This is a genomic window from Paenibacillus sp. p3-SID1389 (assembly GCF_025151705.1).
GTDB lineage: Bacteria > Bacillota > Bacilli > Paenibacillales > Paenibacillaceae > Fontibacillus > Fontibacillus phoenicis.
Genome location: NZ_JALXVO010000028.1, coordinates 28,764 through 53,112, shown reverse-complemented (window position 1 = coordinate 53,112; position 24,349 = coordinate 28,764). Strand labels below are relative to the sequence as shown.

Here is a 24,349-nt window from a genome sequence, read left to right as displayed (position 1 = left end):
TTGAGCCGAAGCCTGCAAAAGTGCAGTTATTTTTTCGTGATTTGGGGCAATGGAGCAAATCGGCCCCAAAAGCCTGCACTTTTGCAGGGATTTTGGGCAAAATGGCAATTTCTCCTCACAAAAACTGCATTTTTGCAGGAATCGCGTGGAGGGGCAGACGGTACAATACTGCAGCTGAGATACCGCTCTTGAGATACTGCTCATGAGTTATACTATGCCATACTTAAACTTTACCCCAATCGAGCCAATCCGGGATCACTGTGGGGAGCTGCAAATGCGGCTAAAGCTGCTAGTGTGTAGTGTGAACGAAAGGTGTTATGATATAAAAAATTTGATGATCCCGCGTATCGTTCCTTCCGAAAAACACGTTTATACCGGTGAGTAAGTCTTCAGCTTACTCCTGGTTGGTCGAAGACTGGTGTGAGGGCATGACACAAGATGGATCATTGGAGATCGCGAGATCTTACACTACAGATGGAGGTGTGTTCCGGTGCCTATAGCAGCTAAGGAGCGTGATCTGCAGAGATCCGTGTCTGCACGGTCCCGTTCAGAAAGGGGCAACTTTCAAACATGGGTCCAATTGTACGGTACCGCACTGCGCAATTACTGCCGATCTATCACCGGATCCGTTTGGGAAGGCGACGATTTGGCGCAGGATACATGGCTTAAGATATGGTCGGCGACGCAAGGGAAAGGTGATGACGTTCAACTCACACGAGCCTATCTTTACCGTGCCGCCCAGCATGCTTGGATCGACCGTAAACGCAAACGGAAGCTTCCGGTTGAATCGCTCCCCCTGGACGAACATCTGCAAGCGCCGGAACCGACCGATCCTGCTGCAGTGTGGGCCGCAATGGAGACGCTGGTTGACGAGCTTTCGCCTCTACAACGCACCGCGCTGCTGCTGATTGATACTTTAAAATATACAGCTGGCGAAGCAGCGCAGTTGATTGGGTCGACGGAAGGGGCGGTGAAAGCCGCCTTGCACAGAGCTCGGGTCAGACTGCGGAATACAGTGAAGGGTTCCAGACGAGGAGTTGCAGCGCCACCGGAGGGTGAGGTTCAATCCATGAAGGAGGACACCTTACCCGAGGCTTTCACCGACGATGTACTCGTTCTTGCCTACATGGATGCGATTCGCCGAGAAGACGCGGCTGCGCTGGCGATGCTGTATAACGACGCCCGGCCTCAGGATGTGGTTCCGGTGGTAACTCTCCAGTCGTACCGTCGCAGCTCTTTACGAAGCAAGGTAGACACTCTTGTTGCCGATCCGGTGCAGAACCATCTGATGTTGATGTCCTACGGTCTTGCCGCCTGATTTGAAGGAGGGTAAGCCATGAGTTCAGTCATTCCTTACGTCATTGAGCAAACCGGCCGGGGAGAGCGGTCGTATGACATTTATTCACGTTTGCTGAAGGATCGGATCGTGTTTCTCGGTTCCGCGATTGATGATCAGGTTGCGAATAGCATTATGGCGCAAATGCTATTTTTGGCGGCGGAGGATCCGGAGAAGGATATTTACTTTTATATCAACAGTCCGGGCGGCTCGACGTCAGCTGGCTTTGCGATCTACGATACGATGCAGTATGTGAAACCCGACGTGCAGACGATCTGCTCTGGAATGGCGGCGTCTTTTGCCGCGATCCTGTTAATGGCCGGGGCAAAGGGCAAACGATTTGCTCTTCCCAACAGCGAGATCATGATTCACCAACCGCATGGAGGTGCCCAAGGGCAGGCCAGCGACATTGCGATCAGTGCTAACCGGATATTGCGAACCCGAGCCGTGCTGAACACCATTGCCGCGGAATGCACCGGTCAACCCCTAGAGCGGATTGAAAAAGACATGGACCGAGATTATTTCATGAGCGCAGACGAAGCGCGCGAGTATGGGATCATCGACCAGGTGATTACGCCCAATAAGCGTTAGCTGAGCGAAGTGTATACAAGGAAAATACAAGGACGGAAGAAGGCGCCCAAGGCTTCTCCGTCCTATTTCTTTTTGCAGAATCAAACGAAGGGGAATGGGGCAGGATTAGCATCAGAATACCTGCAAATTTTAGGTCAATGTACGCGACAAATAGACACTCGTATTCGCTGGGAGGCCGCCTGTTACTTTGCTTGCGCTTGTCCTTGACAGCCCAGAGGGGCTTTGCTAAGATGGGAACAATATATTTTCGTAAGCGGCTATACGGTCTTGATATATAAGGGTTGTGTCTTCATAGGGATTACACGGTAGTCGTTTTTTTTATACCCGAATTTCAGGAATAAAGCCCAGCAAATCATCAAAATTCGAAGGAGGATTCATCACGGTGTGGGAAAGTAAATTTGACAAGGAAGGCTTAACGTTTGACGATGTGCTTCTGATTCCCCGTAAATCGGAGGTATTGCCTAAAGAGGTGGACGTGTCCACTCGGCTTAGCGACAAGGTGAAGCTGAATATTCCGTTGATCAGTGCAGGCATGGACACGGTCACCGAAGCGGCGCTGGCAATCGCCATCGCACGGGAAGGCGGCATTGGGATCATCCATAAAAATATGCCGGTCGAACAACAAGCTGAAGAGGTCGATCGGGTGAAGCGCTCCGAGAGCGGCGTTATCACCAATCCTTTCTCGCTGACTCCAGATCATCTCGTATCCGATGCAGAGCAGGTTATGGCCAAGTTCCGCATTTCCGGCGTGCCGATTGTGAATGAAGAGCAGAAACTGGTGGGGATTTTGACCAACCGTGACCTGCGCTTTGTTCATGATTATAATATCAAAATCAGCGACGTCATGACGAGAGACAACCTGATTACCGCTCCGGTGGGAACATCGTTGCACGAAGCAGAAATTATTTTGCAAAAGCATAAAATCGAGAAGCTTCCGCTCGTTGACGAGCAGAATATTCTGAAAGGCCTTATCACAATCAAAGATATTGAAAAAGCGATCCAATTCCCGAATGCGGCTAAGGATGCCCAAGGGCGCTTGCTTGTTGGCGCAGCGGTTGGCATCTCCAAGGATACCTTTGAACGGACTGAGGCGTTGGTAAAAGCCGGCGTTGACGTCATTACAGTCGATTCGGCGCATGGCCATCACATTAACATTATTGATGCTGTGGCCGAGCTTCGCAGACGGTATCCGGACTTGACGATCATCGCAGGGAACGTAGCGACAGGCGAGGGAACGAGAGCTTTGATCGAAGCCGGAGCTTCCGTTGTGAAGGTGGGGATCGGACCGGGTTCGATCTGTACCACCCGCGTCGTCGCTGGGATCGGCGTGCCGCAAATCACGGCAGTATACGATTGCGCGACAGTTGCCCGTGAATACGGAATTCCGATTATCGCGGACGGCGGCATCAAATACTCCGGCGAAATTACCAAAGCGATCGCGGCCGGTGCGCATGCGGTCATGCTGGGCAGCTTGTTTGCCGGGACCGAGGAAAGCCCTGGCGACTCGGAAATCTATCAAGGGCGTCGGTATAAGGTATACAGAGGCATGGGCTCGCTGGGCGCCATGAAGCAAGGCAGTAAGGACCGCTACTTCCAAGACGATGACAAGAAGCTCGTTCCGGAAGGGATTGAAGGACGCGTAGCGTATAAGGGACCGCTCTCGGATACGATCCACCAACTCATTGGCGGTCTGCGTTCCGGGATGGGGTATTGCGGCACGAAGACGCTCGAAGAGCTGCGGAACGATACGCAGTTTGTGCGCATCACGGGTGCCGGCCTGCGCGAAAGCCATCCGCATGACGTACAAATCACCAAAGAAGCGCCTAACTACTCGATTCAATAAACTCGTAAATTTCGATAGAAATGAGCTGACCATAATATTCCAACACTGGCAGGGCGTTTTCCGCCCTGCTTGTCTTTTTTTACAGGTACCCCTGTGATAGAATAGATAAAGCAAAATGAAAGAATATGAGGGGAGCTTTAAGGGCATTGAAACTCAAACAACCACAACGCAAATCGACAACTAAACGGCGTTTCCTGCGCAAAGGCGTTGCTTCTGTGCTGCTGCTGAATGCGCTAGTATTCTCTCTCGCGCCGGCGATGGCGCTGGCCGAAGGGGAACAGACAGAATCTACTACTGCCGAAACAACGACAACCGAAACGACGACAGTGCAAACGGCTACCTCAATTCCTTCCGTGGAGTCTTTAGGTTTGGAAGTCAGCGCTGCGATCTTGCTCGAGCCTGTCTCTGGACAAATCTTATTGAATGTTAATGGGGAACAACCGCTGCCTCCGGCCAGCATGACCAAGATGATGACCGAATATATCGTGGCGGAACTTGTGAAACAAGGAAAGTTCAGCTGGGATGACGTAGTGACCGTAGGGAGAAATGCTGCCCAAACGATCGGTTCACGGATTTTTCTGGCCGAAGGGGATCAACATACTGTAGAAGAACTATATACGGCGATGGCGATTGCCTCCGCCAATGATGCGACGGTTGCTCTGGCAGAATATGTGGCCGGTTCCGAGCAGGCTTTTGTGAAAATGATGAACGATGAAGCCAAGCGGATGGGAATGAAGACCGCCCACTTTGCGAACTCGACCGGTTTGGATATCGCAGATATGCCGGCGGAATTCCGTCCGACCGATGGGAAAGAAACCGTAATGTCCGCGCTGGATGCTGCTATTTTGGCCAAATATATCGTAACGGACCATCCGGACTTTACCCGCTTTACAACGATTCAAAGCAAGAAGTTCCGCGACCGCGATACCGCGCCGATGGTGAACTTGAACTGGATGCTGGAAGCCAATAAGAACGTCACGAACTTTAAACAATTTGCTTACGAGGGTTTGGACGGTCTGAAGACGGGACACACCTCCAATGCCGGTAACTGCTTCACAGGTACAGCGGTGCGTAACGGAATGCGGCTAATTAGCGTGGTCATGGGTACCGCTTCGGACAAAGCCCGCTTTGTGGAAACGCGGAAAGTCCTGGACTACGGGTTCAATAACTTTGAAACGAAACAAATCGTGCCGCCGAAGACGACAGTTACTGGAACCGAAACCGTTACGGTGAAGAAAGCCAAAAATACGGAAGTTCCGGTGGTAACCGATCAAGCGGTTAGCTTCGTTGTGCCGAAAGGCGCAGATACGAGTGCGGTTGAAGCCAAAGTAACGCTGGCCGACGAAAGCAACCTGACAGCTCCTTTGAAGCAAGGAACCAAGGTTGGGACGGTGACTTATACGTTTAAAGCGCCGGGCATGGACCAAACGCTTGAGAAGACGGTCAATCTGATCACGGCCGAGGATGCGGAGAAAGCCGGCTGGTTCACCCTGGTGATGCGGGCGATTGGTGATTTCTTCAGCGATCTGTTTAACGGGATCAAAAATCTTTTCTAACGGTCCATTCAAATCCGAGTAAACGGGTTGTGTATTTAAGGCGTATCTTGTAAAATATTTAGTTAGATTATTATCGGGAGGATTGGACATGGAAACAGGAACATCGCGTGTTAAAAGAGGTATGGCTGAGATGCAAAAAGGTGGCGTCATTATGGACGTCATGAATGCGGAACAAGCCAAAATTGCCGAAGCGGCCGGGGCTACCGCCGTTATGGCGCTGGAGCGTGTGCCTTCCGATATCCGGGCGGCTGGCGGCGTTGCCCGCATGGCGGATCCAACGATTATTGAGGAAGTCATGAAGGTTGTCTCCATCCCGGTTATGGCCAAAGCACGTATTGGTCATTACGTGGAAGCGAAAGTTCTGGAATCGCTTGGGGTAGACTATTTGGACGAGAGTGAAGTACTGACCCCGGCGGATGAAGTGTTCCATATCGATAAACGGGATTTCACGGTGCCGTTCGTGTGCGGCGCTAAGGACTTGGGTGAAGCGCTGCGCCGGATCAGCGAAGGCGCATCGATGATCCGGACGAAAGGCGAACCAGGAACGGGCAACATCGTTGAAGCGGTACGCCATATGCGTCTGATCAACAGCCAAATTCGCAAAGTACAAAACATGTCGAAGGACGAACTGTATGCGGAAGCGAAAAACCTCGGCGTTTCTTACGATCTGCTGCTCGAAGTTCATGAGAAAGGCAAGCTGCCAGTCGTTAACTTCGCTGCAGGCGGGGTAGCTACTCCGGCGGATGCGGCCTTGATGATGCACTTGGGTGCAGACGGGGTGTTCGTGGGATCCGGTATTTTCAAATCGGATAATCCAGAGAAATTTGCCCGGGCGATCGTTGAAGCGACGACGCATTACACGGATTACAAACTGATCGCTGAAGTATCCAAGAACTTGGGTACGCCGATGAAAGGCATTGAAATTTCCAAATTGGCCGCAGCAGAGCGGATGTCGGATCGCGGCTGGTAATCCTGAGAGCGGAAGTAACCGCTGGAATCAAAGGCAAGTCTTTCACCCCGGCTGTCCCTAGGGATGGTCGGGGTACATCTTAGTAAACTGCCGTTTTAATGAATGTTCAAAGAGGAATGGTAACGACGATTTGAACTACCTCTAGAGAAAGAAGGTTTATCATGAGAGTAGGGGTGTTGGCGCTGCAAGGCGCAGTTGCGGAGCATATCCGCAGCTTGGAGAAGACCGGAGTTGAAGGCGTAACCGTGAAGCAAGTCGAGCAGCTTGCTGACTTGGATGGATTGATTATTCCTGGCGGCGAAAGCACGACGATCGGCAAGCTGATGCGGAAATACGGCTTTATTGAAGCCATTCGGGATTTTTCTGGACAAGGGAAACCGATCTTTGGGACTTGTGCAGGATTGATCGTCATGGCGAAGGAGATCGAGGGCGGCGAGGAACCTCATCTCGGTCTGATGGATATTAAAGTATCGCGCAATGCGTTTGGACGTCAGCGTGAAAGCTTCGAGACCGACCTTGACGTGAAGGGACTTGAGGCGCCGCTGCGGGCCGTATTTATTCGTGCTCCGCTGATCACGGCGGTTGGAGACGGAGTCGAGGTGTTGTCGACCTATAAGGACGAGATCGTGACCGCACGACAAGGGCATTTGCTCGTATCGTCGTTTCACCCGGAACTGACCGACGACTTCTCGCTACATACGTATTTTGTGGAGATGATCAGGCAAGCCAAGCAGCCGTAAGCAGGCCTTGACTCCTTTGCGGGTTGAGGTTTTGTCTGTTTTACCGGCGTTTTGAACTTCCGTTAAGCAGCCTTTCCGTCCGCGGGTCTCCCCAGATGAAGGTCGGCAGGTCTGTGCGGGATCATTCTAGGAGGGACTACTCATGTTAGATGTGAAAATCTTACGAAATGAATATGCGCGCGTTGAGGAAGCGCTGAAAAATCGGGGGAAATCGTTGGAGCTGATCTCCGGTTTTGCCCCGCTGGATGAGAAACGCCGGGAGCTGCTTCAAGAGAGCGAAGCGCTCAAAAACCGTCGCAACACGGTATCTGCAGAAGTGGCCAAGCGTAAGAAAAACAAAGAGGACGCCGACGAGCTGATCGTGGAGATGCGCGAAGTCGGGGATCGCATCAAGGAGCTGGACGAAGAGGTACGAACGCTGGAGGCCCAAATTGATCAGCTGATGCTCTCGATTCCGAACATTCCTCATGAGAGTGTACCGGTGGGGGCTTCTGAAGAAGATAACGTTGAGGTGCGCCGTTGGAGCGAACCGCGGAAATTCGATTTTACTCCGAAGGCGCATTGGGATATTGCCGCTGACCTCGGCATCCTTGACTTTGAGGCTGCAGCTAAGGTAACCGGCTCGCGGTTTACGTTCTACAAAGGGCTGGGGGCCCGTCTTGAGCGTGCACTCATCAACTTTATGATGGATCTGCACAGCAACGAGCACGGGTATGAGGAAATGCTTCCGCCGTACATCGTGAATCAAGACAGCTTGTACGGGACAGGCCAGCTTCCGAAGTTCGAAGAGGACTTGTTCAAGCTCACCGGCAGCAACGACTACTATCTGATCCCAACGGCTGAGGTGCCGGTAACCAACTATCATCGTGACGAAATCTTGAATGCGGAAGACTTGCCGCGTTATTATGTGGCTTACAGCTCCTGTTTCCGTTCCGAGGCTGGCGCGGCGGGCCGCGATACGCGGGGTTTGATTCGTCAGCACCAGTTCAATAAGGTGGAAATGATCAAGATTGTCCATCCGGACACCTCCTATGACGAACTGGAGAAAATGACGGAGAACGCGGAACGCGTGCTGCAGCTATTGGGCCTGCCTTACCGTGTGCTTGCCTTGTGTACGGGCGATATGGGCTTTACGGCAGCTAAAACGTATGACCTAGAGGTATGGCTCCCGGAAAGCGGCGTCTACCGCGAAATCTCCTCTTGCTCTAACGTGGAGGACTTCCAAGCTCGCCGGGCGAACATCCGGTTCCGTCCGGAGCCGAAAGCGAAGCCGGAGTTTGTGCATACGCTGAATGGTTCAGGGCTGGCTGTCGGTCGTACCGTAGCGGCCATTCTTGAGAATTACCAACAAGAGGACGGAAGTGTTGTTATTCCTGAAGTTCTGCGCCCTTATATGGGGAATTTGCAGAAGATTACCAAGCGTAATTAACTTGCGCGCTTGCGGACGATATGGTAGAATCTGATTTGTTACGCGAATCGGATTTTTCCTTGGAGAGGTACCGAAGCGGTCATAACGGGGCGGTCTTGAAAACCGTTAGGGTGCAAGCCCACGTGGGTTCGAATCCCACCCTCTCCGCCATACATATCGTATACTCAGAGAGCAGAGATGCTCTTTTTTTCGTGTATAAGGGCTGCCGTTTCTTCGCAAATTAACCTTGTGGATTAAACCAAGGGAGGCTTTATTTGTTATGACGAAACCGCAGACCTATCAAACCTCAGGCTCCGACAACGTGCAAGACCAGGATCATCGGCGAGACAAGGGGAAAAGAGGCCCAGAACCGTTATCCGGGTCCAAAAAGGTAAAAATGCGTAAACAAGATGGCCATTACAATCCGGAAGGGTAAGCCCTCTTCATTGGAAACGATTCGCTGTCCCTCGGCCCCAGCTCTGCTGGGGCTTTTGTATTGAAACTGCCAGGGGACTTATGAATTAGAACAAGACAACAAGCCAAGAAAATGTCATAATAAAGATAGGTTGTGTCCTTAAAGGGGAGCATGAATATGACAGAAAGCCTGGTGAGAGGGAAGAAGTGAACAAATCAACTTGAAAGGATCGTGATGCCATTTGAACGCAGTTAATCCAACCCATCTGATTCCACCTAATGCAACCCAAGTACGCCAACATAAACAGCGGACGCTGAAAAGCACCTTGTTCAGATCGATGTTTATTGTCATTGGAGCGGTGATCGTCTCCGTTGCACTGGAACTGTTTTTGGTGCCTAACAAAATTACGGACGGCGGTATAACCGGTATTTCCGTAATGTCCTCTTATTTGTCGGGTCTCCCGCTTGGGGTATTCCTCTTCCTTTTCAACCTCCCTTTTCTTATTGTCGGTTATAAGCAAATTGGCAAAACTTTTGCGATATCCACCCTGTTGGGTATTTCCGTCATGTCGGCCGGCACAACACTGTTGCACCATGTTGAACCGTTTGTAACGGATACATTGCTGGCCTTTGTGTTTGGCGGTATTTTGCTGGGTGTAGGGACCGGTTTGGTCATCCGTTTTGGGGGCTCCTTGGATGGTACTGAGATTGTCGCCATTCTGATTTCGCGCAGAACCCCATTTTCGGTTGGCGAAATCATTATGTTCTTTAACTTCTTTATTTTGCTTAGCGCAGGCTTCGTGTTTGGTTGGGAGCGCGCATTATTTTCGCTGTTAGCATATTATATTGCCTACAAATCGATTGATATCGTGGTAGATGGCTTGGACGAGTCGAAATCGGTATGGATCATCAGCGATCAAATCGATGAGATCGGAGACGCGATTCTAAGTCGCTTGGGTCGCGGCGTTACGTACTTAACGGGAGAAGGCGGATTTTCCGGGGATCCGAAGAAGGTCATCTTCTGTGTCATCACCCGCTTGGAAGAAGCGAAGCTGAAGGAAATCGTTAACCATTACGATGAAAATGCATTTTTGGCAGTTGGAAATATTCATGACGTCAAGGGCGGACGTTTCAAGAAGAAGGCCATCCATTAATTTGGAGATATGAATTCCGTCCTTTTGGCGTATGGTTTATGATATGTGATATATTCTTTTTAAGAAAAAGAATTGCTTTACGAGGTTAGGGCAGGAGAGAGGAGACTGTAATGTCTAGGAAATGGTTCACGTCGATGATGCTGGTGGTATTGTCCGCTGTACTGGTGTTGTCCGGCTGCAGCAGCAAGAAGGAGCCGAAGGAGGCTTTAAGCAGCGCAGCCATAAAGGCGCTGGAGATGGACTCCTACGTGGTGGAGAATCAAATTAAGATTTTGGATTTCTCTGTAGAAGGGGCAGAGGGAGACGCGGAGTCGGCGCAAGTGGGCGCGGTGTTATCCATGCTCAAGAACGCTGAGATCAACATCAAGCAAATATATCAGAAGGAACCGATGCAAACCGAAGCAACGCTGGAAGTCAAACTGACAGGGGATATGACGACGACAATTACAATCCCGTTGGTGATGACGTCCGAGAAGCTGTACGTCAAAATCCCAAGCATCCCATTCTTGCCAATGCCGGAGTCGGTGACTGGGAAATTCCTGGTACTGGACTTGAAAGAGTTGGCAGAGCAAGCTGGCGAGGAGTTCAATCCGGATCTATTCAACCCGGAGAAAACTCAGAAGCTGAGTACGGAATTGATGGGGGCTTTATTCGCCGAATATGAGTCGGGGGCTTACTTCAGCAACATCGATCCTAAGGAGGCTTCGCTGCCGGAAGGCTTCAAGGCCAAGCAAGTCGTGCAGTTTGCCATTACGAATGACAATGTAAAAGAAGCGGTGACCATTCTGGTAAACCAGGCATTGCCGAAGATGCTGGATATCCTGGCGAAAGAAGAATACCGTTCGATGCTGCAGCTGACGCCGGAGGAAATCGAGCAGGCGAAGCAGGAGCTGCAGGAAGGCAACCAGGATGAATTGGGCGAGGCGCTGGATGAGATGAAGAATCATCTGCAAATCAACAAGTTCACTGTGGATACCGCAATCGACGAGAACAATTACCCAGCGTACTACAATGTTCAGGTGGACGTCGCCGTGAACGATCCGGATACGCAGACGAACGTTAAGGCAGCGGTGCAAATGACCAGCCACTTTACCCAAATCAACGAGAAGCCAGCCTTTGAAATTGGCATCCCGACAGACACGTTGACTTTGGAACAGCTGCAAGAGGAAATGAGCCAGTTTGGCTATTAGGCGTTAGGACTTATCCAACAGTTTATACTTACACTCGAAAAAAACCTCCAGTCCCATGTTTCTTAAGGGGCTGGAGGTTTTAATGTTTTATGAGAAGTTATTTCTTGCGAAGCCGGCGGAAGAACTCGGTTAACAGCGAGGCGCATTCCTCTTGAAGTATGCCAGAGGTAATATCGGTGCGGTGGTTAAACCGCGGTTCCTGCAGCAGGTTCATCAGGGTGCCGGCACACCCCGCCTTTGGATCCGGCGCCCCGTAGATCACATGGGGGACACGGCACTGCACGATCGCCCCGGCGCACATTGGGCAAGGCTCCAGAGTGACATAGAGACGACAGTGAAGGAGCCGCCAGGCGCCAAGCCGCTCGCTGGCTTCGCGGATGGCAATCATCTCGGCATGGGCGGTTCCATCGAGCGAGCTTTCCCGCAGGTTGTGGCCGCGTCCAACGATTTCGTCGCCTCGGACGATCACCGCACCGATGGGGACTTCGCCGATGGCTTCTGCTTTTCGAGCTTCCCGAATTGCCTCGGCCATCCAATATTCATGGGGATAAGTTGAGGCAGGAGGTTCGGGGATCAAAGGGGATGAAGAAGGCATAGATCAAATCAACTCCTTAATGAACGTAACCATTCGTTTTGTCCAACGAACAGGCATTCGTTGTTAACATGTTGTGAATAACATTGTGTATAACTGCAAGAATATCCCCATTTTTATACACATATTATCCAGAATATTGTGAGTATGTTGATAATTTGTGGATAACTCAACAGAACATCACGTCTCATAGATAAGACTCAAGAACTGGCTTTGTAGGCATTTCTACATATTGTAAGGATACGATCTGGGAAATTCAACGTCTTTGCAAAACATGTCGTAAAAGGTATGATGTATGTAGAAATTGTGAATCCCATAAATATCCATAAATTAGTTCCAGAGGTGGGATAAACACTTGACTATAAAAACCAAGCTCGCTTTGATTATATCTTGTTTTGCGCTGATTATCCTCTCTCTGAATATCGTTTTAAGTTATTTTACGGTACGGGACAATCTGCGCAGGGACAGCGAAGCGAACATGATGCTGACTGCGAATCAAATTGCTATTGCTGTCGAACAAAGTCGTTCGTTGTACACTTATGTCAAGCTTACGTTGGGCGGAAGAATGAGCAGCGACATGACCGATGCGATCCTGATCATGACCAGCCCGGATCGTATTTCGCAAAAATCGATGAGTACGAATCGCAGCTTGCTGGAGATTACAGGGATTGACCCGAATCATTTTGATGCCAACCATCGGCTGTTCGGGACCTATAACTATAAAAATGATGAAGGGCTGAGACGCTCCGTTGCGGAGGCCATTTCGCAAAATCGCAGCCTGCTGGTGGATACTCGGATTAACGGCGAACGCGTTCTGGAGTGCTATGTTCCCGTTACGAATAGCGGGGAGAAGCCTTACGTCATTCGTGTCGTGTCTAGTTATTCCCCGATTGCCGATGCGATCAACAAGCAGATGATCAGTCAGCTCATCGTTTCCCTCAGTCTGTTGGCATTGATGGTGGCGGGGAGCTATTGGATGGCTGGCGGGCTCATCCGACCAATTCGCCATATTTTAGACCAGGTGAATGTGCTGGCTTCAGGCCGGCTTGATACTCGCTTAAAAGTCAGCAGCTTTGACGAGCTTGGACTCCTCGCCCACAAAATCAACATCATGGCAGACAACTTGGGCCGTTATACGACCGAGCTGAGGCAAAAGAGCGAAGAGAACCGGTCCATGAAGGAGTATCTTGAATCGATTATAAGCCAGACGGCTGATGCGATTCATATCACGGATGTCAAAGGGCGGGTGCTGCAAGTCAATGCCGCCTTCGAAAGGCTGTACGGCTGGAGCAGCGAAGAAATTGTCGGGAAGTATCTCGATTTTCTCCCGGAGTCCGAGTTAGATGGGAGGACCATTTGGCGTCCGGAGAATGAAGTGATTGAAACCGCCGAATCGGTATTGGCGGAGACCGTCCGATTACGCAAGGACGGCAGCCAAGTCGAGGTGAGCATCAGCGTATCGCCTATCTTTGACCAAGCTGGCAAAATTACCGCATTGATCAGCATTTCCCGCGATATGACGGAGCACAATAAAATGGAAGACTTGCTGCGTCGGTCAGAGAAGCTGACCACCGTGGGTCAGCTCGCCGCCGGGGTTGCGCATGAAATTCGCAATCCGTTGACGACGCTCCGCGGGTTTCTGCAAATGCAGCAGCGCACCCGGGTGGTGAACGTGATGCATACCGATGTCATGCTGGCGGAGCTGGACCGGATTAATCTCATCGTCAGCGAATTTCTGATTTTAGCCAAGCCTCAGGCAGTGCAGTTTCAGATCAAGGACGTCCGCTTCACGATGGGGGACGTCGTCTCTTTGTTGGATAGCGAAGCCCATTTACATAATATTGAATTTGAAGTGCATTTCTCGCCGAGCCCGGTTCTGGTACACTGTGAAGAGAACCAACTGAAGCAGGTATTCATCAACTTATTGAAAAATGCAATGGAGGCCATGCCCAAAGGAGGGAAGATCCTGCTTCAAGTGGAGGAGGACGACAGTGGCTTTGCCGTGCTCCGCGTCATCGATGAAGGCGAGGGGATTTCCAAGGACCGGCTTCAGAAGCTGGGAGAGCCTTTTTACACGAACAAGGAGAAAGGGACCGGTCTCGGTCTGATGATCAGCCAGCGGATCATTGAAGGACACCGCGGGACGCTGAAGATCGAAAGCGAGCTTGGAAAAGGAACGGCTGTAACCATTACCCTCCCGCTTGTACAGGAGGAGGAAGAACATCACGAAGGGCAAGCGGATCTCGCGAATTAAAGCGAACTGCTAGGCCATGCGGAGGGACCAAAGACAGCATCATGAGGATTAATAAATTCATCAGTGAAACGGGATTCTGCTCCCGGCGGGAGGCGGACAAGCTGGTCGAGTCAGGCCAAGTGACCATTAACGGCGTCAAGGCGGTTCTAGGCAGCCAGGCGGAGCCTGGAGACGATGTCCGGGTCAATGGGAGACCGATTGCGGCGAAGCGCTCTAAGCATGTGTATATCGCTTTAAATAAGCCGGTGGGGATCACCTGTACAACGGAAACGCATGTGAAAGGCAATATTGTGGATTTCGTTGGGCATCCGGAGCGGATTTTTCCGATTGGACGACTGGATAAGGACTCGGAGGGATTAATCCTGCTCACCAGCGATGGTGATATCGTCAACAAAATTCTGCGGGCGGAAGGCAAGCATGAGAAGGAATATATCGTGACCGTGGATCGGCCGATTACACCTAGCTTTGTGAAGGCGATGAGCGAAGGCGTTAAAATTCTCGGGGAAATGACGTTGCCGTGCAAGGTGACGCGGGTTTCGGATCGGGTGTTCCGAATTATTCTGACCGAGGGGAAGAATCGGCAAATTCGCCGAATGTGCAGCGCTCTCGGGTATGAGGTGCGCAGGCTGCAGCGCATTCGGATTATGAACATCCATCTCGGCCAACAGAAAGTGGGCACCTGGCGCGACTTAACCGAACAAGAGAAGCGGGAGTTGGGCTTGGCCCTGAATTACGAGCTTTCCTAACGTGACACGGTCTACGAAAAATAAAGGACAGGCTTGCCTCGAAAGGCGCCTGTCCTTATTTCTTTATTCGTGGGCAGCCGTTACGCCAAGCTGCTCGGTGCTATCCACGTACTTGCGGATGATCGAGACTTCGACCCTGCGGTTCTGTGCGCGGCCCGCAGCCGTATCGTTGCTGGCAACAGGGTGATATTCCCCATATCCGATGGCACTAAACTTCTTCGGATCCAAGTTCGTGTTAAGCAGGAGTATCTTCATAAAATTCAACGCCCGCACCGAGCTTAAATCCCAGTTGGACGGGAATTCATAGGTTGAGATCGGTACGTTGTCGGTATGGCCGGATACGATAACCTCATAATCCGGAAATTGCTGAAGCATGTTGGAGATCGCCTTAGCTAACTGACGAGCTTCCGGTTTCACCACGGCTTCTCCTGAAGCGAAAAGCGCCTTGTCGCTAATCGTGATCATCAGCTGGGATTGATTGAGTTTCGTTTCCAGGTCATCCGTTAATCCATTTTCCTTGATATAGGTGTCTAGCTGCTTCTTCAAAGCTTCCAGGTTCTGCTGTTCTTGACGCTTCAGCTCGTTCTTCTTCGTCATTAAGCCATCCTGGGTGGATTTTGGCGTCTCGATTTCGCTGAGCGAAGTCTTGTTGTTGCTGATCATGGCGTTTTGATCGAGGACACTGGTGCCTCCGGTCAGCACGCTCTTAAATGCTTCGCTCATCTCTTGGAATTTCAGAGCATCAACCGTGCTCATCCCATAAAGGACGATAAACAACGCCAACATCAGCGTCATCAGGTCAGAATAAGGGAGCAGCCAGCTCTCGTCGGCATGTTCCTCGTGATCTTGGTGTTTTTTATTCTTTTTGCTCACCATCACCGGCCCCCTTTTCAAAGATTTCCGCACGTTCCGCAGGGGTTAAGAACACGGCAAGCTTCTGTTGAATAGCAATCGTAGACACACCCGATTGGATGGACAGCAGGCCTTCCACCATCATCAACCGGATCTCCATCTCTTTCTTCGAGAGACGCTTCAGTTTATTGGCGATTGGGTGCCAAAGAACATAACCGGTGAAAATACCGAATACCGTCGCGATAAATGCACCCGAAATCGCATGAGCCAGAATCTCCATATCGCTCATGTCGGACAATGCGGCGATCAAACCAACCACCGCACCGAGTACCCCGAGCGTTGGGGCGTACATCCCCGCCTGGGAGAACATCAAGGCGCCGGCTTTGTGCCGTTCTTCCGTAGCGGCGATATCCTCGGTCAGGACATCCTGAACGAATTCCTGATCGTTACCGTCGATGATCATCCGCATGCCGCCGCGCAGAAAATCGTCGTTGATCTCTTCGACCTTCGCTTCTAGCGCCAGCAAGCCTTCGCGGCGGGTAATGGTCGCCCATTCCGTAAACAGGGTGATCAACTCCGCTTTGCTGATCATTTTCGGTTTGACGATCGTCATTTTGATCAAGGTCGGAAACTTCTTCAACTCCGATAACGGGAAGCCCATAAACAGCGTTGCCGCCGTTCCGACAAAGATGATGACGAAGGCCGCAGGGTTCTGAACCAAGCTTTCTACGGGTGCGCCTTTCAGGAACATCCCTAAAATCAGGGCGATTAATCCGAGAATCAAACCAATAATTGTTGAAAATTCCATTGTACACCTCGTCCTTGAGAGAAATTGATACCAACTTGCCCTTCCGCGTCCTTGCGGAAGAGACTGACACACCAGTCTGAAACGATTAACTATTTTATCGACAGATTTCCCTTTTTTTTTAAGTGGTTTTTTCCGGTATAATAAGATTACGGTCAGAATGGAGAAGGCCGAAAGGGAGGATATCGCAGTGGGCGTAAAACACGGCAGGGATTATGAATTTATTTTGGCTGATTTGACGAACGCGGTTGGCCGGATTCAAGATAGCTATCTTTTCTTCGAAATGGAGCCCTCGGAATGGGAAGGGTTATCGGATACGGATCGAGGCGAGGTGCTTGAAGCTCTGGCGGAGGATTTATTCTTTGGGTTGGGCTCGGAGCCGATGATTGAGGTAGGCAGTGCGATCGTGATCTATGATCCCGAAGGACATCGCATCAATATCCTGATTGGGGATTCCGAATTGACCTCCGTATCCTTGATATGACCGGATACTGTTGCTGCCGCTGTACCGTCCAATGGCGATAAGCATGAAGGCAGGGGTTTGAGAATACAATAGTTGGAGACGAAGCTAGGACAAATCAAACTTCAGATCCTGGTGCGTGACGAGGAAACTTACATATACAGGAGTTCTTGAAGAGAACGGGAGGAAGAATAATGCCGTTTACACCGCAAGAAGTAGAAGCGCATTTGGAAAAACTGGAAGGATGGGAACTAGAGGAAGGACGATGGATTTTTCGTAAATATACGTTTTCCAACTTTATGAAGGGAATCGCATTTGTTGATGAGGTAGCAGCGATCTCGGAAGCATTTAACCACCATCCCTTTATCACGATCGACTATAAAACGGTAACGCTCCGTTTGACCTCTTGGGAGGAAGGCGGCATTACGGCCGTCGACATCAAGGAGGCGCAGCAATATAACGAGGCCTACGAAAAGATGCGGTCAGGGGATTAACCAAATCAGAGCATGATCGAAACTATAGGGGTAACAAAACGACCGCCGGGAACGTAAATTCCCGGCGGTCGTGCTTTTTCGTGCTTTTATTTTTTCTCCGCAAGCCACATGGCGACGTTCGCAATTTCCTCTTCCTTTAAGCGATCCTTAAAAGAAGGCATCATGCCGCCCTTCCCTTTAGTGATGATGGAATACAGTTGTTCTGCCGTCAATTCCGAGCCGATCTTCTGCAGATTTGGGCCCGCTCCGCCTTGCAATGTATCACCGTGGCAGGAGATGCAATTTGCTTTGACGATGGCTTCGGCTTGTTCTGCGTTCATGGTGATTTCAGGCATTTGCGGCTTGGCTTCTTGCTCAGCCTCTTCCCGGCTTGGCAAGGTGAACATCAATACTAGGGCTAAAGCGCCTGCGATGACGAACAAACCGCTCATGATCCACTTTTGCATTTCAATCGCCCCTCCTATGTATGCTACCTATCCATTATAACGGAACACGCGGGTTGATCATAGTCTTTGTGTCCAAATTAGGAACAAAAATGATCCGTTTTCATTAAATTGTGTGCCATAAGTCATAGTCTTAATCAAAACAGGACATAAAAAGGGGCGTGCCTTTATTCAGGCAGCCCCTTATGAACCATGCAATAAAACGGTTTGGACACCCCGCCAGGCGTCATCTTCTCGTACAGATCCGTGATGACAAACCCAGCCTTCTGGTAGGCCCGGATCGCCCGGGTGTTCCAGGTCAGCACTTCAAGGTCAATCTGGTTTTCCGGCTTACGGCGCCGGGCTTCCTCCACGATGGTCCTCACAAACTGCTTGCCCAGCCCATGGCCGCATAGCTCGGGCTTCATGCCGATGCCAAGCCGGGTGACTCCTTCCATCGGGAAGTACTGTGCGAAGCCGGCAAGCTCGCCCTTTGCATTCAACACGGAGACATACTGTTCGGCGCGGATCGCCGGGTTCCCAAACTCCACGTCGAGCGCTTTCATTTGCTCCCAAGGCAGCCAGCTGTAGATGTCGTAAGGAGAATCGTAACGCCAGGTGCAAATTTCCGCGCCATGGGCTTCTTCCATCGGCACGATACGAAACGGAGACATCGATTGGTCCATATTGCCCCTCCTTTGTTAAAGGAAAGTCCGTCGTAATTGTTCCATTATCCTCACAATAGCCGGAATTACGCAGCTTGTAAAGGTTTTTGCCCCCCCTTCGGGAAATTGTGAGATTTGCGCGGGATTTTTAGCTTTGTGGCAACCTTTTTCCGGGCTGTTTCGTTATATAGATAAGGGTGCAGATAAAAAAAGACCGCAAGGCGGTTCTAACAGGAACCCGGCCTGCGGCGAGTAAGTGATGATGAACAGGATGAAACCGATAGATCAATGGATTACGATTCCGCAGCGTAGACGGAATAACCGTATTTACTGAGAACTCGCTTCGCGCCAACGTAGCGGTTCTGGTAATAACTATTGCTTAACTTGTCGATCCGGATGCCCTTGGATGAGGACGCGTGAGCGAATTCACCGTTGCCGATGTAAACACCGACATGGGATACTTTGCCCGTCCCCGTCGTCTTGAAGAAGACGAGATCCCCAGCTTGAAGCTCGCTCTTGGGTACCGGTGTGCCTTGCTTATACTGGGCGGCGGACACACGCGCCAGCTTGATGCCCATCTTGCTGAAGACGTACCGGGTAAATCCGGAGCAATCAAATCCCGCTGTCGTGGTGCCTCCGAATTTATAAGGCGTCCCGTACACGGAATCGACGATACTGGATAGCGTCGTTGTCTCGGCTTTTGCGGAGTCGGCAAAGGCGCTACCTGCCCCCAAGGTAAATAGGAGGGCTAAACTCGTTACCGCTGCTGTCAAAGTCTTTCTCAAGATGTCTTACTCCTTCCAAGGCCTACGAGGTTAGCTTATGGATTCGGTTGAAGGTTCCCTATGATCTGCTATAGCGGTAAGTTAAAAAGTCATCTTCGGATCACGAAGTAACACAGGATGGAGATTCGGCGTCGAATCTTGAACTCAGCCGGGCCTTCCGCTGCTCACGTAGCTTCCAGCTACGCTGCGCTGCTCAGTCCCTAAGCTTCATTCAACCTTCTTGGTGCTCCAAACCTAACTTTTTAACCTTGATTGAAATGGTAGGTTAAAAAGTTATCTTCGGATCACGAAGGATGAGACTGTTACCTTTTATAGCGAAATCAATTCACCCTATGGTGGGTCCCCCGCTTCCCGGGTGCGTGGGAATTCGGCAGTTTCATTGTAGATTGCACCCAAGATCTTGCACAGAAACAGTTACAACAATAATTACAAAGTTGTTACCATTTACGTTGTTCATTTTACCAAAGGCGTCCAGAGTTGACAAGTTTGTCGAAAAAAAACGCTTCTATTGGCCTGTTTTCGCGAGGCGATTCGTGGGTAATGGTTCCTAAGGGACTGGGGCTAGGGAGAAGGGAAGACAAGGAAAAAACCCGCAGAGACGTTGTTATCAACATCCCCACGGGCTTCGTAGCGAGTTCTTATTGAACATCATCGTGTTCAGCAATTTCACCGGTCACATCTTCATACTTGTCGTTGCTCATGATCCGTTTCGCTCCAACGTAACGCTCGACGTAATACTTCTCGCTTAATTTGCTGATGACTACACCTTTGGAGGAGGAGGCATGAGCAAATTTGCCGTCGCCGACGTAGATGCCGACATGAGAAACGCCTTTACCGGAAGTATTAAAGAAGACCAAATCGCCCTCGATCAATTCGCTCTTGTCAACCGCAGTTCCCATTTTGTATTGGGATGCGGATTGGTGAGGCAGCTTGATGCCGATCTTCGAGAAGACGTACATCGTAAATCCAGAACAGTCGAACCCGTCGGTTGTGGTTCCGCCCGCAACATAGCTGCTTCCGAGCGCGCCGCCGATGACGCTGTCCAGTTTGGAATCGGCGAAAACGCTGCCAGTTCCAATGGTGAAAAGCATGGCAAAACTTACTGCTGCTACCGTCAAACGCTTCTTCAAGAAGTTATGCTCCTTCCAATGCCTACGAGGTTAGCTTAAGGATTCGGTTGAAGGTTCCCTATGATCCCTCTAAAGCGAGATCAATTCACCCAAAGTGGTTCCCCCGTTTCCCTGGTGAAGGGAATTCGGCTTTGTTTTTCACACCTGACATTTCTTATTTGACATCCGGCACCAATCTCCTGCCAAAGATGACAAAAATAATTACAAAACTGTTACTGAAATTGCGTTGCTGTTATTGTAACAAAGTCAGGTATCTTTTGGCAATGCCTAATTCACAAGATTAAGAGGGGAAATAGGACTGAAGGCCTTCGCCAAACGGCGAAGGCCTTGTTGTTACGGGGTTTTTGAGGAGTTAAAAAATTTTAACTTTTTTGTGCCTTTGACTGCCAAAGATGAAATTGAGAGGCGATCTTCCAGACCTTAAACGTGCAGCGGAAGAGGGGATAAGCCTGCTGCAGGATCAGGGCCAGCATCCCCGTCCAAACCCAAGATGCGGTTCCGAACAGAAGGAAGAGGATCAGGCCAAAAGCCCCGAGAATCAACGAGATGGAGATGCCCTGCAAGAGGGTTCGGAAGCAAACCAGCAGGGAATTCCAAACCCCGGCCTTAAACAGGTAGCCGAACTGGACAAATAACAGGCACTGCCGGATGAACCAGCCGTAGATGAACCAGCCAAGAATCAGACCAAGCCCGGTGAGCCAGGTTGCCATCGGGATTTCCATCCCGGTGAGTCCCGGCCAGAGCGACAGCAGCCTCGGTACAATCCAGAAGGCGGGCAGCAAGGTAAGCACGAGCTCCATCGCGTAAAACAGAATCACCGGTTTGCCAAATTCCTTCATCCCTCGGAACAGGGGGAACCCCGGGCTGCGGTGATCGGCCGGTGTGAAGCCGTAGAAGATTCCGGCTTGGATCAACGGAGTCAAGATCATGCGCAGGACGACCATCCCTGCCAGCAGCCAGCAATACAGCCGAACCTCGGGATTGCTCCATAAATTCATTTGTCCCTCAAGCAAGAACAGTAGTTTCGACAGCGCAGTGGGCGGCGGGTCAGGATATCGTTGCAGCAGCGCCATTACCGCGGTATCGACCAACCGGTACAAGAACAATCCCCACAGCAGCTGGTACAGAAACAAGATGATGACCGAGGGAAATTGGCTTTTCAGGGCAGTCCACCCCAAACGAACGAAACTCATTTCTTTCCCTCCTTATAGAAGTATGGACCTAGGTTTACCACAGAAGTCCCCCAAGGATCGCTTCAAGCAGCTTGGTGACGCTCATATTGGAGCGGGACAGCGTGGTTTCAGGGACTTCCGCTTTCAGATAGTTGTTGATGTGAAGGTTCTCCACCGTTAAGGTGTAATCCGGATCGATCTGAACCCATGCCAGCGGTGCTTTATATTGCATCTTGATCTCGAGGCGAGTATCTTCCCCGTTCCATTGCTTGCGTACGGTGTGACCATCGGTGAAGGTAAACAGCAGCGGAACCTTCGGGTGGGTTGCCCCTTTGCGGGTAAAGACTACGTTCGACTCGTAAATCCGGCCGCCTTCTTGGCTGATCGGAGTGATCTGAATTTTTTCCACTGCAAAATCCGCCATTTTCCCGTCATAGACGTATTGCTGAAAATACTCTTTCCAGCTGCGGCTGGTCACTTGCTCAACCACCCGTTGGAAGTCGGCGGTCGTTGGGTGCTTAAACCGGTACTGCTGGCTGTACGTGCTCAGAATCCGCTTCATCGTCTTGCTGCCGACCTGCCGCTCGATATCAAACAGGATTAACTTGCCTCGGTAGTACGCATTCTTGGCATAACCGTCCCCGGAGCCGTATTTCCAGGCGTTCTGGGTCAAGGAAGCCGGCGAGGTAATCATGGCGGACTGGATCGGCAAATTCGGGGTGATTCCGAACTCCTGCTCCATGAGCTTATCCTCTGCATAAGAGGCAAAAGCTTCATCCAGCCAAGCTTCCTCGAATTCATTGTTGGCGATCATCCCGTAGAAGAACTGATGGGCGATTTCATGGATGACCGTGCGCTCCAGATCGTCGTATCCGGGGGAATCGCTGACGGCTCCAAACGCGGTGACCAAGGTTGGATATTCCATACCTCCCGCACCGTTTGCGTTCGCCGGTGGAACCACAACGGACAGCGTGGAATACGGGTATCGTCCATACCACTTACTGTAGTTCGCCAGAGCTACCTTGGCGGCATAGAAGTAACGTTCCTTCAGATCCTTATGTGCAGGATCGAGATACAGCTTGATCCGCACGCCGGGAACTTCGGCAGAGGAGAACGGCTCTTCTACATAGATGAAGTTCGGCGAAGCCGCCCAAGCGAAATCGTGGACGTCGTCGGCGTAGAATTGCAAGGTTTTCCGTCCGTCCTTCAAGACCGCCTTTTTGGTCTGAAAACCGGTGGCTGCCACGGTGTACGTTTCGGGCACGTTGATCTTTACGCTATAAATCCCAAAGTCGGAGTAAAATTCCGAGTTCCCGTGATACTGATGGAGGTTCCAGCCTTCGGACGTCCGCCCCCGGGTACCCACCGGCTCGTACACGCTAATCTTAGGAAACCATTGCCCTGCCATGACGAAATCGTCGGCCACGCCCATGCGGGCAAAAATCTTCGGCAGCTTGACGGTAAATTTCATCCGCAGCGTCAGGCTTTCGCCGCCCTGGACCGGCACGGGCAGCCGCACCTTGGCTAAAGTTTTATCCTTCGTATTGCCGTCGTCAGGCTGAACGTACTGAATCCGATGCAGCAAGGAGATGCCGTCGGTCGTTTTCAGCTCGGTGATCTCCATGGATCCCCAGCCGTCTTTGGGCATGACGTCGTTCCGCAGTTTTCCGCCCGATTCCTTCATAAAAGTCGTATCCTCGGAAGCAAACGCGTTAGGATATAAGTGCAAGTACACCTCGTTGATCGTTTTCTTGCCGGGATGGGTCCAGGTCAGCGTCTCCGAGCCGGTTAACGTACCTTCCTGCTCGTTCAGCGTGACGTCGATGTGGTATTCGGCGACCCGATTGCTGAGCACTTCGGCGGTCGGTTGCTGAATGGTTTCAGTTTGCGGCGGTGCAGGGGTTTGTCCGGTTTTTTGGACCGCTTTAGGCCCCGCCTTGGCCGGTACGAACGAAGCCAGCGAATCCCCCCCTCCCCGCAGGGTCACCCAGGCGGCTCCGAGGGTGAGGCACAAGGCAAGGATGGAAATGCCGTAGACAATAGTACGTCGGGTCATACAATGGATACCTCCCGTTGACAAGCATCTACAGCATGTATATGTTTGCATTTGGAAGATTATTAGTTAAAATTGAGAGGTAGTTAAAAAGCCATTTTTTGAACTTGGATTGAAATGTAAGGATAACTATATAAGCCGCTTTTGTTTAATGGGAACGGAGGCGGCAGGCACGCAGGAATATGGAGGGAATTATGGATCAGACACCGAAATCGGGTAAAAAGATTTTTGCCCTCAACATTATCAGTAATGATGAGAAGAGCAAACATAAAGGCTTTGGCGCGGGTTCCATCGATTTGAACAGCATGTCCCCGGTCATCATCGACGGCGATGAGGTGTACATTGACATCGGAGCCATGCACGCCAAAAGCAAGGTGGAGAAAGGCATCAAATTTTCGACCAACCGTGAGGACGTTCCGAATGGCCGCCAGGTCTGGATCGTTTGGGTTGCGGTAGACCGCGGGCCGGAAGGCCAGTTCTACGGTGGAATGACGGCTTGCGAGATGTTGATTGATACTGAAGCGCGCCGAGGCTGGAAAATTCTTGCTGACCATGTCAACAAAATGGATTATGCGTTAAAACGCAGAGTGATTTTGGACGGGTTGAGCAAAGAGCAGAAGGCCGGGTTGAAGCAGCTGCTGATCGAGACCAACGCGGAATGGTGGGACCGCTCGCCGGAAGAGCTGAAGGCGGCATTGGACGCGTAAACTGAATAGA

Annotated in this window: 24 protein-coding genes, 1 tRNA gene and 1 riboswitch; of the genes, 16 read left to right on the top strand and 9 right to left on the bottom strand. The window is 51.0% G+C overall.

The genetic code is table 11. The annotated features are described in order from the left end of the window. Positions 1 to 490 precede the first annotated feature (490 nt). The 11 genes from M3G15_RS13015 (at position 491) to M3G15_RS12965 (ending at position 11,202) form a co-directional block, all read left to right on the top strand. Complete coding sequence (locus M3G15_RS13015) at positions 491 to 1,318, top strand: RNA polymerase sigma factor (RefSeq protein WP_311202280.1); 828 nt, start codon at positions 491 to 493, stop codon at positions 1,316 to 1,318. Between the two features lie 18 nt (positions 1,319 to 1,336). Then, a complete protein-coding gene (gene clpP / locus M3G15_RS13010) occupies positions 1,337 to 1,927 on the top strand; it encodes an ATP-dependent Clp endopeptidase proteolytic subunit ClpP (protein WP_009227142.1) in 591 nt (196 codons plus the stop codon). 382 nt (positions 1,928 to 2,309) lie between these two features. Continuing rightward, on the top strand, positions 2,310 to 3,770 hold the full coding sequence (gene guaB / locus M3G15_RS13005) for an IMP dehydrogenase (protein WP_260071162.1): 1,461 nt from the start codon (positions 2,310 to 2,312) through the stop codon (positions 3,768 to 3,770). Between the two features lie 146 nt (positions 3,771 to 3,916). Then, positions 3,917 to 5,326, top strand: a complete 1,410-nt coding sequence (locus tag M3G15_RS13000; RefSeq protein ID WP_009226787.1) for a D-alanyl-D-alanine carboxypeptidase family protein — start codon at positions 3,917 to 3,919, stop codon at positions 5,324 to 5,326. A gap of 88 nt (positions 5,327 to 5,414) precedes the next feature. Beyond that, entirely contained in the window at positions 5,415 to 6,296 is an 882-nt protein-coding gene (gene pdxS / locus M3G15_RS12995) for a pyridoxal 5'-phosphate synthase lyase subunit PdxS (protein WP_009226788.1), read from the top strand. Between the two features lie 161 nt (positions 6,297 to 6,457). Continuing rightward, on the top strand, positions 6,458 to 7,036 hold the full coding sequence (pdxT, locus tag M3G15_RS12990) for a pyridoxal 5'-phosphate synthase glutaminase subunit PdxT (RefSeq protein ID WP_009226789.1): 579 nt from the start codon (positions 6,458 to 6,460) through the stop codon (positions 7,034 to 7,036). Positions 7,037 to 7,178: 142 nt separating this feature from the next. Next, entirely contained in the window at positions 7,179 to 8,465 is a 1,287-nt protein-coding gene (gene serS / locus M3G15_RS12985) for a serine--tRNA ligase (RefSeq protein ID WP_009226790.1), read from the top strand. 61 nt (positions 8,466 to 8,526) lie between these two features. Beyond that, positions 8,527 to 8,615 (top strand) — tRNA-Ser (locus M3G15_RS12980). A gap of 109 nt (positions 8,616 to 8,724) precedes the next feature. Beyond that, positions 8,725 to 8,880 (top strand): hypothetical protein, encoded by a 156-nt coding sequence (locus M3G15_RS12975; protein WP_009226791.1) that lies wholly within the window; start codon positions 8,725 to 8,727, stop codon positions 8,878 to 8,880. A 316-nt stretch (positions 8,881 to 9,196) separates the two neighbouring features. Further along, a complete protein-coding gene (locus M3G15_RS12970) occupies positions 9,197 to 10,012 on the top strand; it encodes a YitT family protein (RefSeq protein ID WP_232282370.1) in 816 nt (271 codons plus the stop codon). Positions 10,013 to 10,122: 110 nt separating this feature from the next. Then, the gene (locus tag M3G15_RS12965) at positions 10,123 to 11,202 is read left to right on the top strand and encodes a hypothetical protein (protein WP_260071161.1); all 1,080 of its coding nucleotides are present in this window, start codon (positions 10,123 to 10,125) and stop codon (positions 11,200 to 11,202) included. 97 nt (positions 11,203 to 11,299) lie between these two features. On the opposite strand, the gene tadA is transcribed toward M3G15_RS12965, so the two are convergent. Next, a complete protein-coding gene (gene tadA / locus M3G15_RS12960) occupies positions 11,300 to 11,797 on the bottom strand; it encodes a tRNA adenosine(34) deaminase TadA (RefSeq protein ID WP_009226794.1) in 498 nt (165 codons plus the stop codon). A gap of 352 nt (positions 11,798 to 12,149) precedes the next feature. Here tadA and M3G15_RS12955 point away from each other — a divergent pair, with 352 nt between their 5' ends. Both M3G15_RS12955 and rluF read left to right on the top strand, forming a co-directional pair. Next, positions 12,150 to 14,048, top strand: a complete 1,899-nt coding sequence (locus tag M3G15_RS12955; protein ID WP_009226795.1) for an ATP-binding protein — start codon at positions 12,150 to 12,152, stop codon at positions 14,046 to 14,048. A 41-nt stretch (positions 14,049 to 14,089) separates the two neighbouring features. After that, positions 14,090 to 14,794 (top strand): 23S rRNA pseudouridine(2604) synthase RluF, encoded by a 705-nt coding sequence (gene rluF / locus M3G15_RS12950; RefSeq protein WP_009226796.1) that lies wholly within the window; start codon positions 14,090 to 14,092, stop codon positions 14,792 to 14,794. 63 nt (positions 14,795 to 14,857) lie between these two features. Here the strand turns inward: rluF and motB are convergent, their stop codons facing one another. Together motB and motA are read right to left on the bottom strand one after the other, a co-directional pair. Next, positions 14,858 to 15,670: a flagellar motor protein MotB gene (motB, locus tag M3G15_RS12945; protein ID WP_397376621.1), complete on the bottom strand. Its 813-nt coding sequence runs from the start codon at positions 15,668 to 15,670 to the stop codon at positions 14,858 to 14,860. Then, positions 15,651 to 16,454 (bottom strand): flagellar motor stator protein MotA, encoded by an 804-nt coding sequence (motA, locus tag M3G15_RS12940; protein ID WP_016314637.1) that lies wholly within the window; start codon positions 16,452 to 16,454, stop codon positions 15,651 to 15,653. Before motA ends, motB begins: the two co-directional genes overlap by 20 nt. Before the next feature lie 187 nt (positions 16,455 to 16,641). Between motA and M3G15_RS12935 the strand changes: the two genes are divergently transcribed. Both M3G15_RS12935 and M3G15_RS12930 read left to right on the top strand, forming a co-directional pair. Then, a complete protein-coding gene (locus M3G15_RS12935; protein ID WP_028539084.1) occupies positions 16,642 to 16,935 on the top strand; it encodes a hypothetical protein in 294 nt (97 codons plus the stop codon). A 170-nt stretch (positions 16,936 to 17,105) separates the two neighbouring features. Then, positions 17,106 to 17,405, top strand: coding sequence for a 4a-hydroxytetrahydrobiopterin dehydratase (locus M3G15_RS12930; RefSeq protein WP_016314635.1), 300 nt, complete (start codon positions 17,106 to 17,108; stop codon positions 17,403 to 17,405). An 86-nt stretch (positions 17,406 to 17,491) separates the two neighbouring features. On the opposite strand, the gene M3G15_RS12925 is transcribed toward M3G15_RS12930, so the two are convergent. The 6 genes from M3G15_RS12925 to M3G15_RS12900 all read right to left on the bottom strand — a co-directional run bounded on the left by M3G15_RS12925 (position 17,492) and on the right by M3G15_RS12900 (position 23,635). Further along, positions 17,492 to 17,851 carry a c-type cytochrome gene (locus M3G15_RS12925; protein ID WP_009226801.1) on the bottom strand — a complete coding sequence of 120 codons (360 nt, stop codon included), beginning with the start codon at positions 17,849 to 17,851 and terminating at the stop codon, positions 17,492 to 17,494. Between the two features lie 164 nt (positions 17,852 to 18,015). After that, entirely contained in the window at positions 18,016 to 18,513 is a 498-nt protein-coding gene (locus M3G15_RS12920; protein WP_009226802.1) for a GNAT family N-acetyltransferase, read from the bottom strand. 272 nt (positions 18,514 to 18,785) lie between these two features. Further along, positions 18,786 to 19,277, bottom strand: coding sequence for a C40 family peptidase (locus M3G15_RS12915; protein ID WP_009226803.1), 492 nt, complete (start codon positions 19,275 to 19,277; stop codon positions 18,786 to 18,788). 638 nt (positions 19,278 to 19,915) lie between these two features. Beyond that, on the bottom strand, positions 19,916 to 20,407 hold the full coding sequence (locus M3G15_RS12910) for a C40 family peptidase (RefSeq protein ID WP_009226804.1): 492 nt from the start codon (positions 20,405 to 20,407) through the stop codon (positions 19,916 to 19,918). 4 nt (positions 20,408 to 20,411) lie between these two features. Further along, a riboswitch (cyclic di-AMP (ydaO/yuaA leader) is annotated at positions 20,412 to 20,548 on the bottom strand. A gap of 221 nt (positions 20,549 to 20,769) precedes the next feature. Next, positions 20,770 to 21,600, bottom strand: a complete 831-nt coding sequence (locus M3G15_RS12905; RefSeq protein WP_009226805.1) for a hypothetical protein — start codon at positions 21,598 to 21,600, stop codon at positions 20,770 to 20,772. Positions 21,601 to 21,634: 34 nt separating this feature from the next. Then, the gene (locus M3G15_RS12900; protein WP_260071159.1) at positions 21,635 to 23,635 is read right to left on the bottom strand and encodes a M1 family metallopeptidase; all 2,001 of its coding nucleotides are present in this window, start codon (positions 23,633 to 23,635) and stop codon (positions 21,635 to 21,637) included. A 191-nt stretch (positions 23,636 to 23,826) separates the two neighbouring features. Between M3G15_RS12900 and M3G15_RS12895 the strand changes: the two genes are divergently transcribed. Beyond that, complete coding sequence (locus M3G15_RS12895) at positions 23,827 to 24,339, top strand: YwhD family protein (RefSeq protein ID WP_009226807.1); 513 nt, start codon at positions 23,827 to 23,829, stop codon at positions 24,337 to 24,339. Positions 24,340 to 24,349 lie beyond the last annotated feature (10 nt).

What these genes read in the sequence shown, in the direction of transcription:
- clpP (WP_009227142.1), top strand. Translation starts at nt 1,337, where the DNA reads ATGAGTTCAGTCATTCCTTACGTCATTGAGCAAACCGGCCGGGGAGAG.
- pdxS (WP_009226788.1), top strand. Translation starts at nt 5,415, where the DNA reads ATGGAAACAGGAACATCGCGTGTTAAAAGAGGTATGGCTGAGATGCAA.
- pdxT (WP_009226789.1), top strand. Translation starts at nt 6,458, where the DNA reads ATGAGAGTAGGGGTGTTGGCGCTGCAAGGCGCAGTTGCGGAGCATATC.
- serS (WP_009226790.1), top strand. Translation starts at nt 7,179, where the DNA reads ATGTTAGATGTGAAAATCTTACGAAATGAATATGCGCGCGTTGAGGAA.
- M3G15_RS12975 (WP_009226791.1), top strand. Translation starts at nt 8,725, where the DNA reads ATGACGAAACCGCAGACCTATCAAACCTCAGGCTCCGACAACGTGCAA.
- M3G15_RS12970 (WP_232282370.1), top strand. Translation starts at nt 9,197, where the DNA reads ATGTTTATTGTCATTGGAGCGGTGATCGTCTCCGTTGCACTGGAACTG.
- M3G15_RS12965 (WP_260071161.1), top strand. Translation starts at nt 10,123, where the DNA reads ATGTCTAGGAAATGGTTCACGTCGATGATGCTGGTGGTATTGTCCGCT.
- tadA (WP_009226794.1), bottom strand. Translation starts at nt 11,797, where the DNA reads ATGCCTTCTTCATCCCCTTTGATCCCCGAACCTCCTGCCTCAACTTAT.
- rluF (WP_009226796.1), top strand. Translation starts at nt 14,090, where the DNA reads ATGAGGATTAATAAATTCATCAGTGAAACGGGATTCTGCTCCCGGCGG.
- motB (WP_397376621.1), bottom strand. Translation starts at nt 15,670, where the DNA reads ATGGTGAGCAAAAAGAATAAAAAACACCAAGATCACGAGGAACATGCC.
- motA (WP_016314637.1), bottom strand. Translation starts at nt 16,454, where the DNA reads ATGGAATTTTCAACAATTATTGGTTTGATTCTCGGATTAATCGCCCTG.
- M3G15_RS12930 (WP_016314635.1), top strand. Translation starts at nt 17,106, where the DNA reads ATGCCGTTTACACCGCAAGAAGTAGAAGCGCATTTGGAAAAACTGGAA.
- M3G15_RS12925 (WP_009226801.1), bottom strand. Translation starts at nt 17,851, where the DNA reads ATGCAAAAGTGGATCATGAGCGGTTTGTTCGTCATCGCAGGCGCTTTA.
- M3G15_RS12920 (WP_009226802.1), bottom strand. Translation starts at nt 18,513, where the DNA reads ATGGACCAATCGATGTCTCCGTTTCGTATCGTGCCGATGGAAGAAGCC.
- M3G15_RS12905 (WP_009226805.1), bottom strand. Translation starts at nt 21,600, where the DNA reads ATGAGTTTCGTTCGTTTGGGGTGGACTGCCCTGAAAAGCCAATTTCCC.
- M3G15_RS12900 (WP_260071159.1), bottom strand. Translation starts at nt 23,635, where the DNA reads ATGACCCGACGTACTATTGTCTACGGCATTTCCATCCTTGCCTTGTGC.
- M3G15_RS12895 (WP_009226807.1), top strand. Translation starts at nt 23,827, where the DNA reads ATGGATCAGACACCGAAATCGGGTAAAAAGATTTTTGCCCTCAACATT.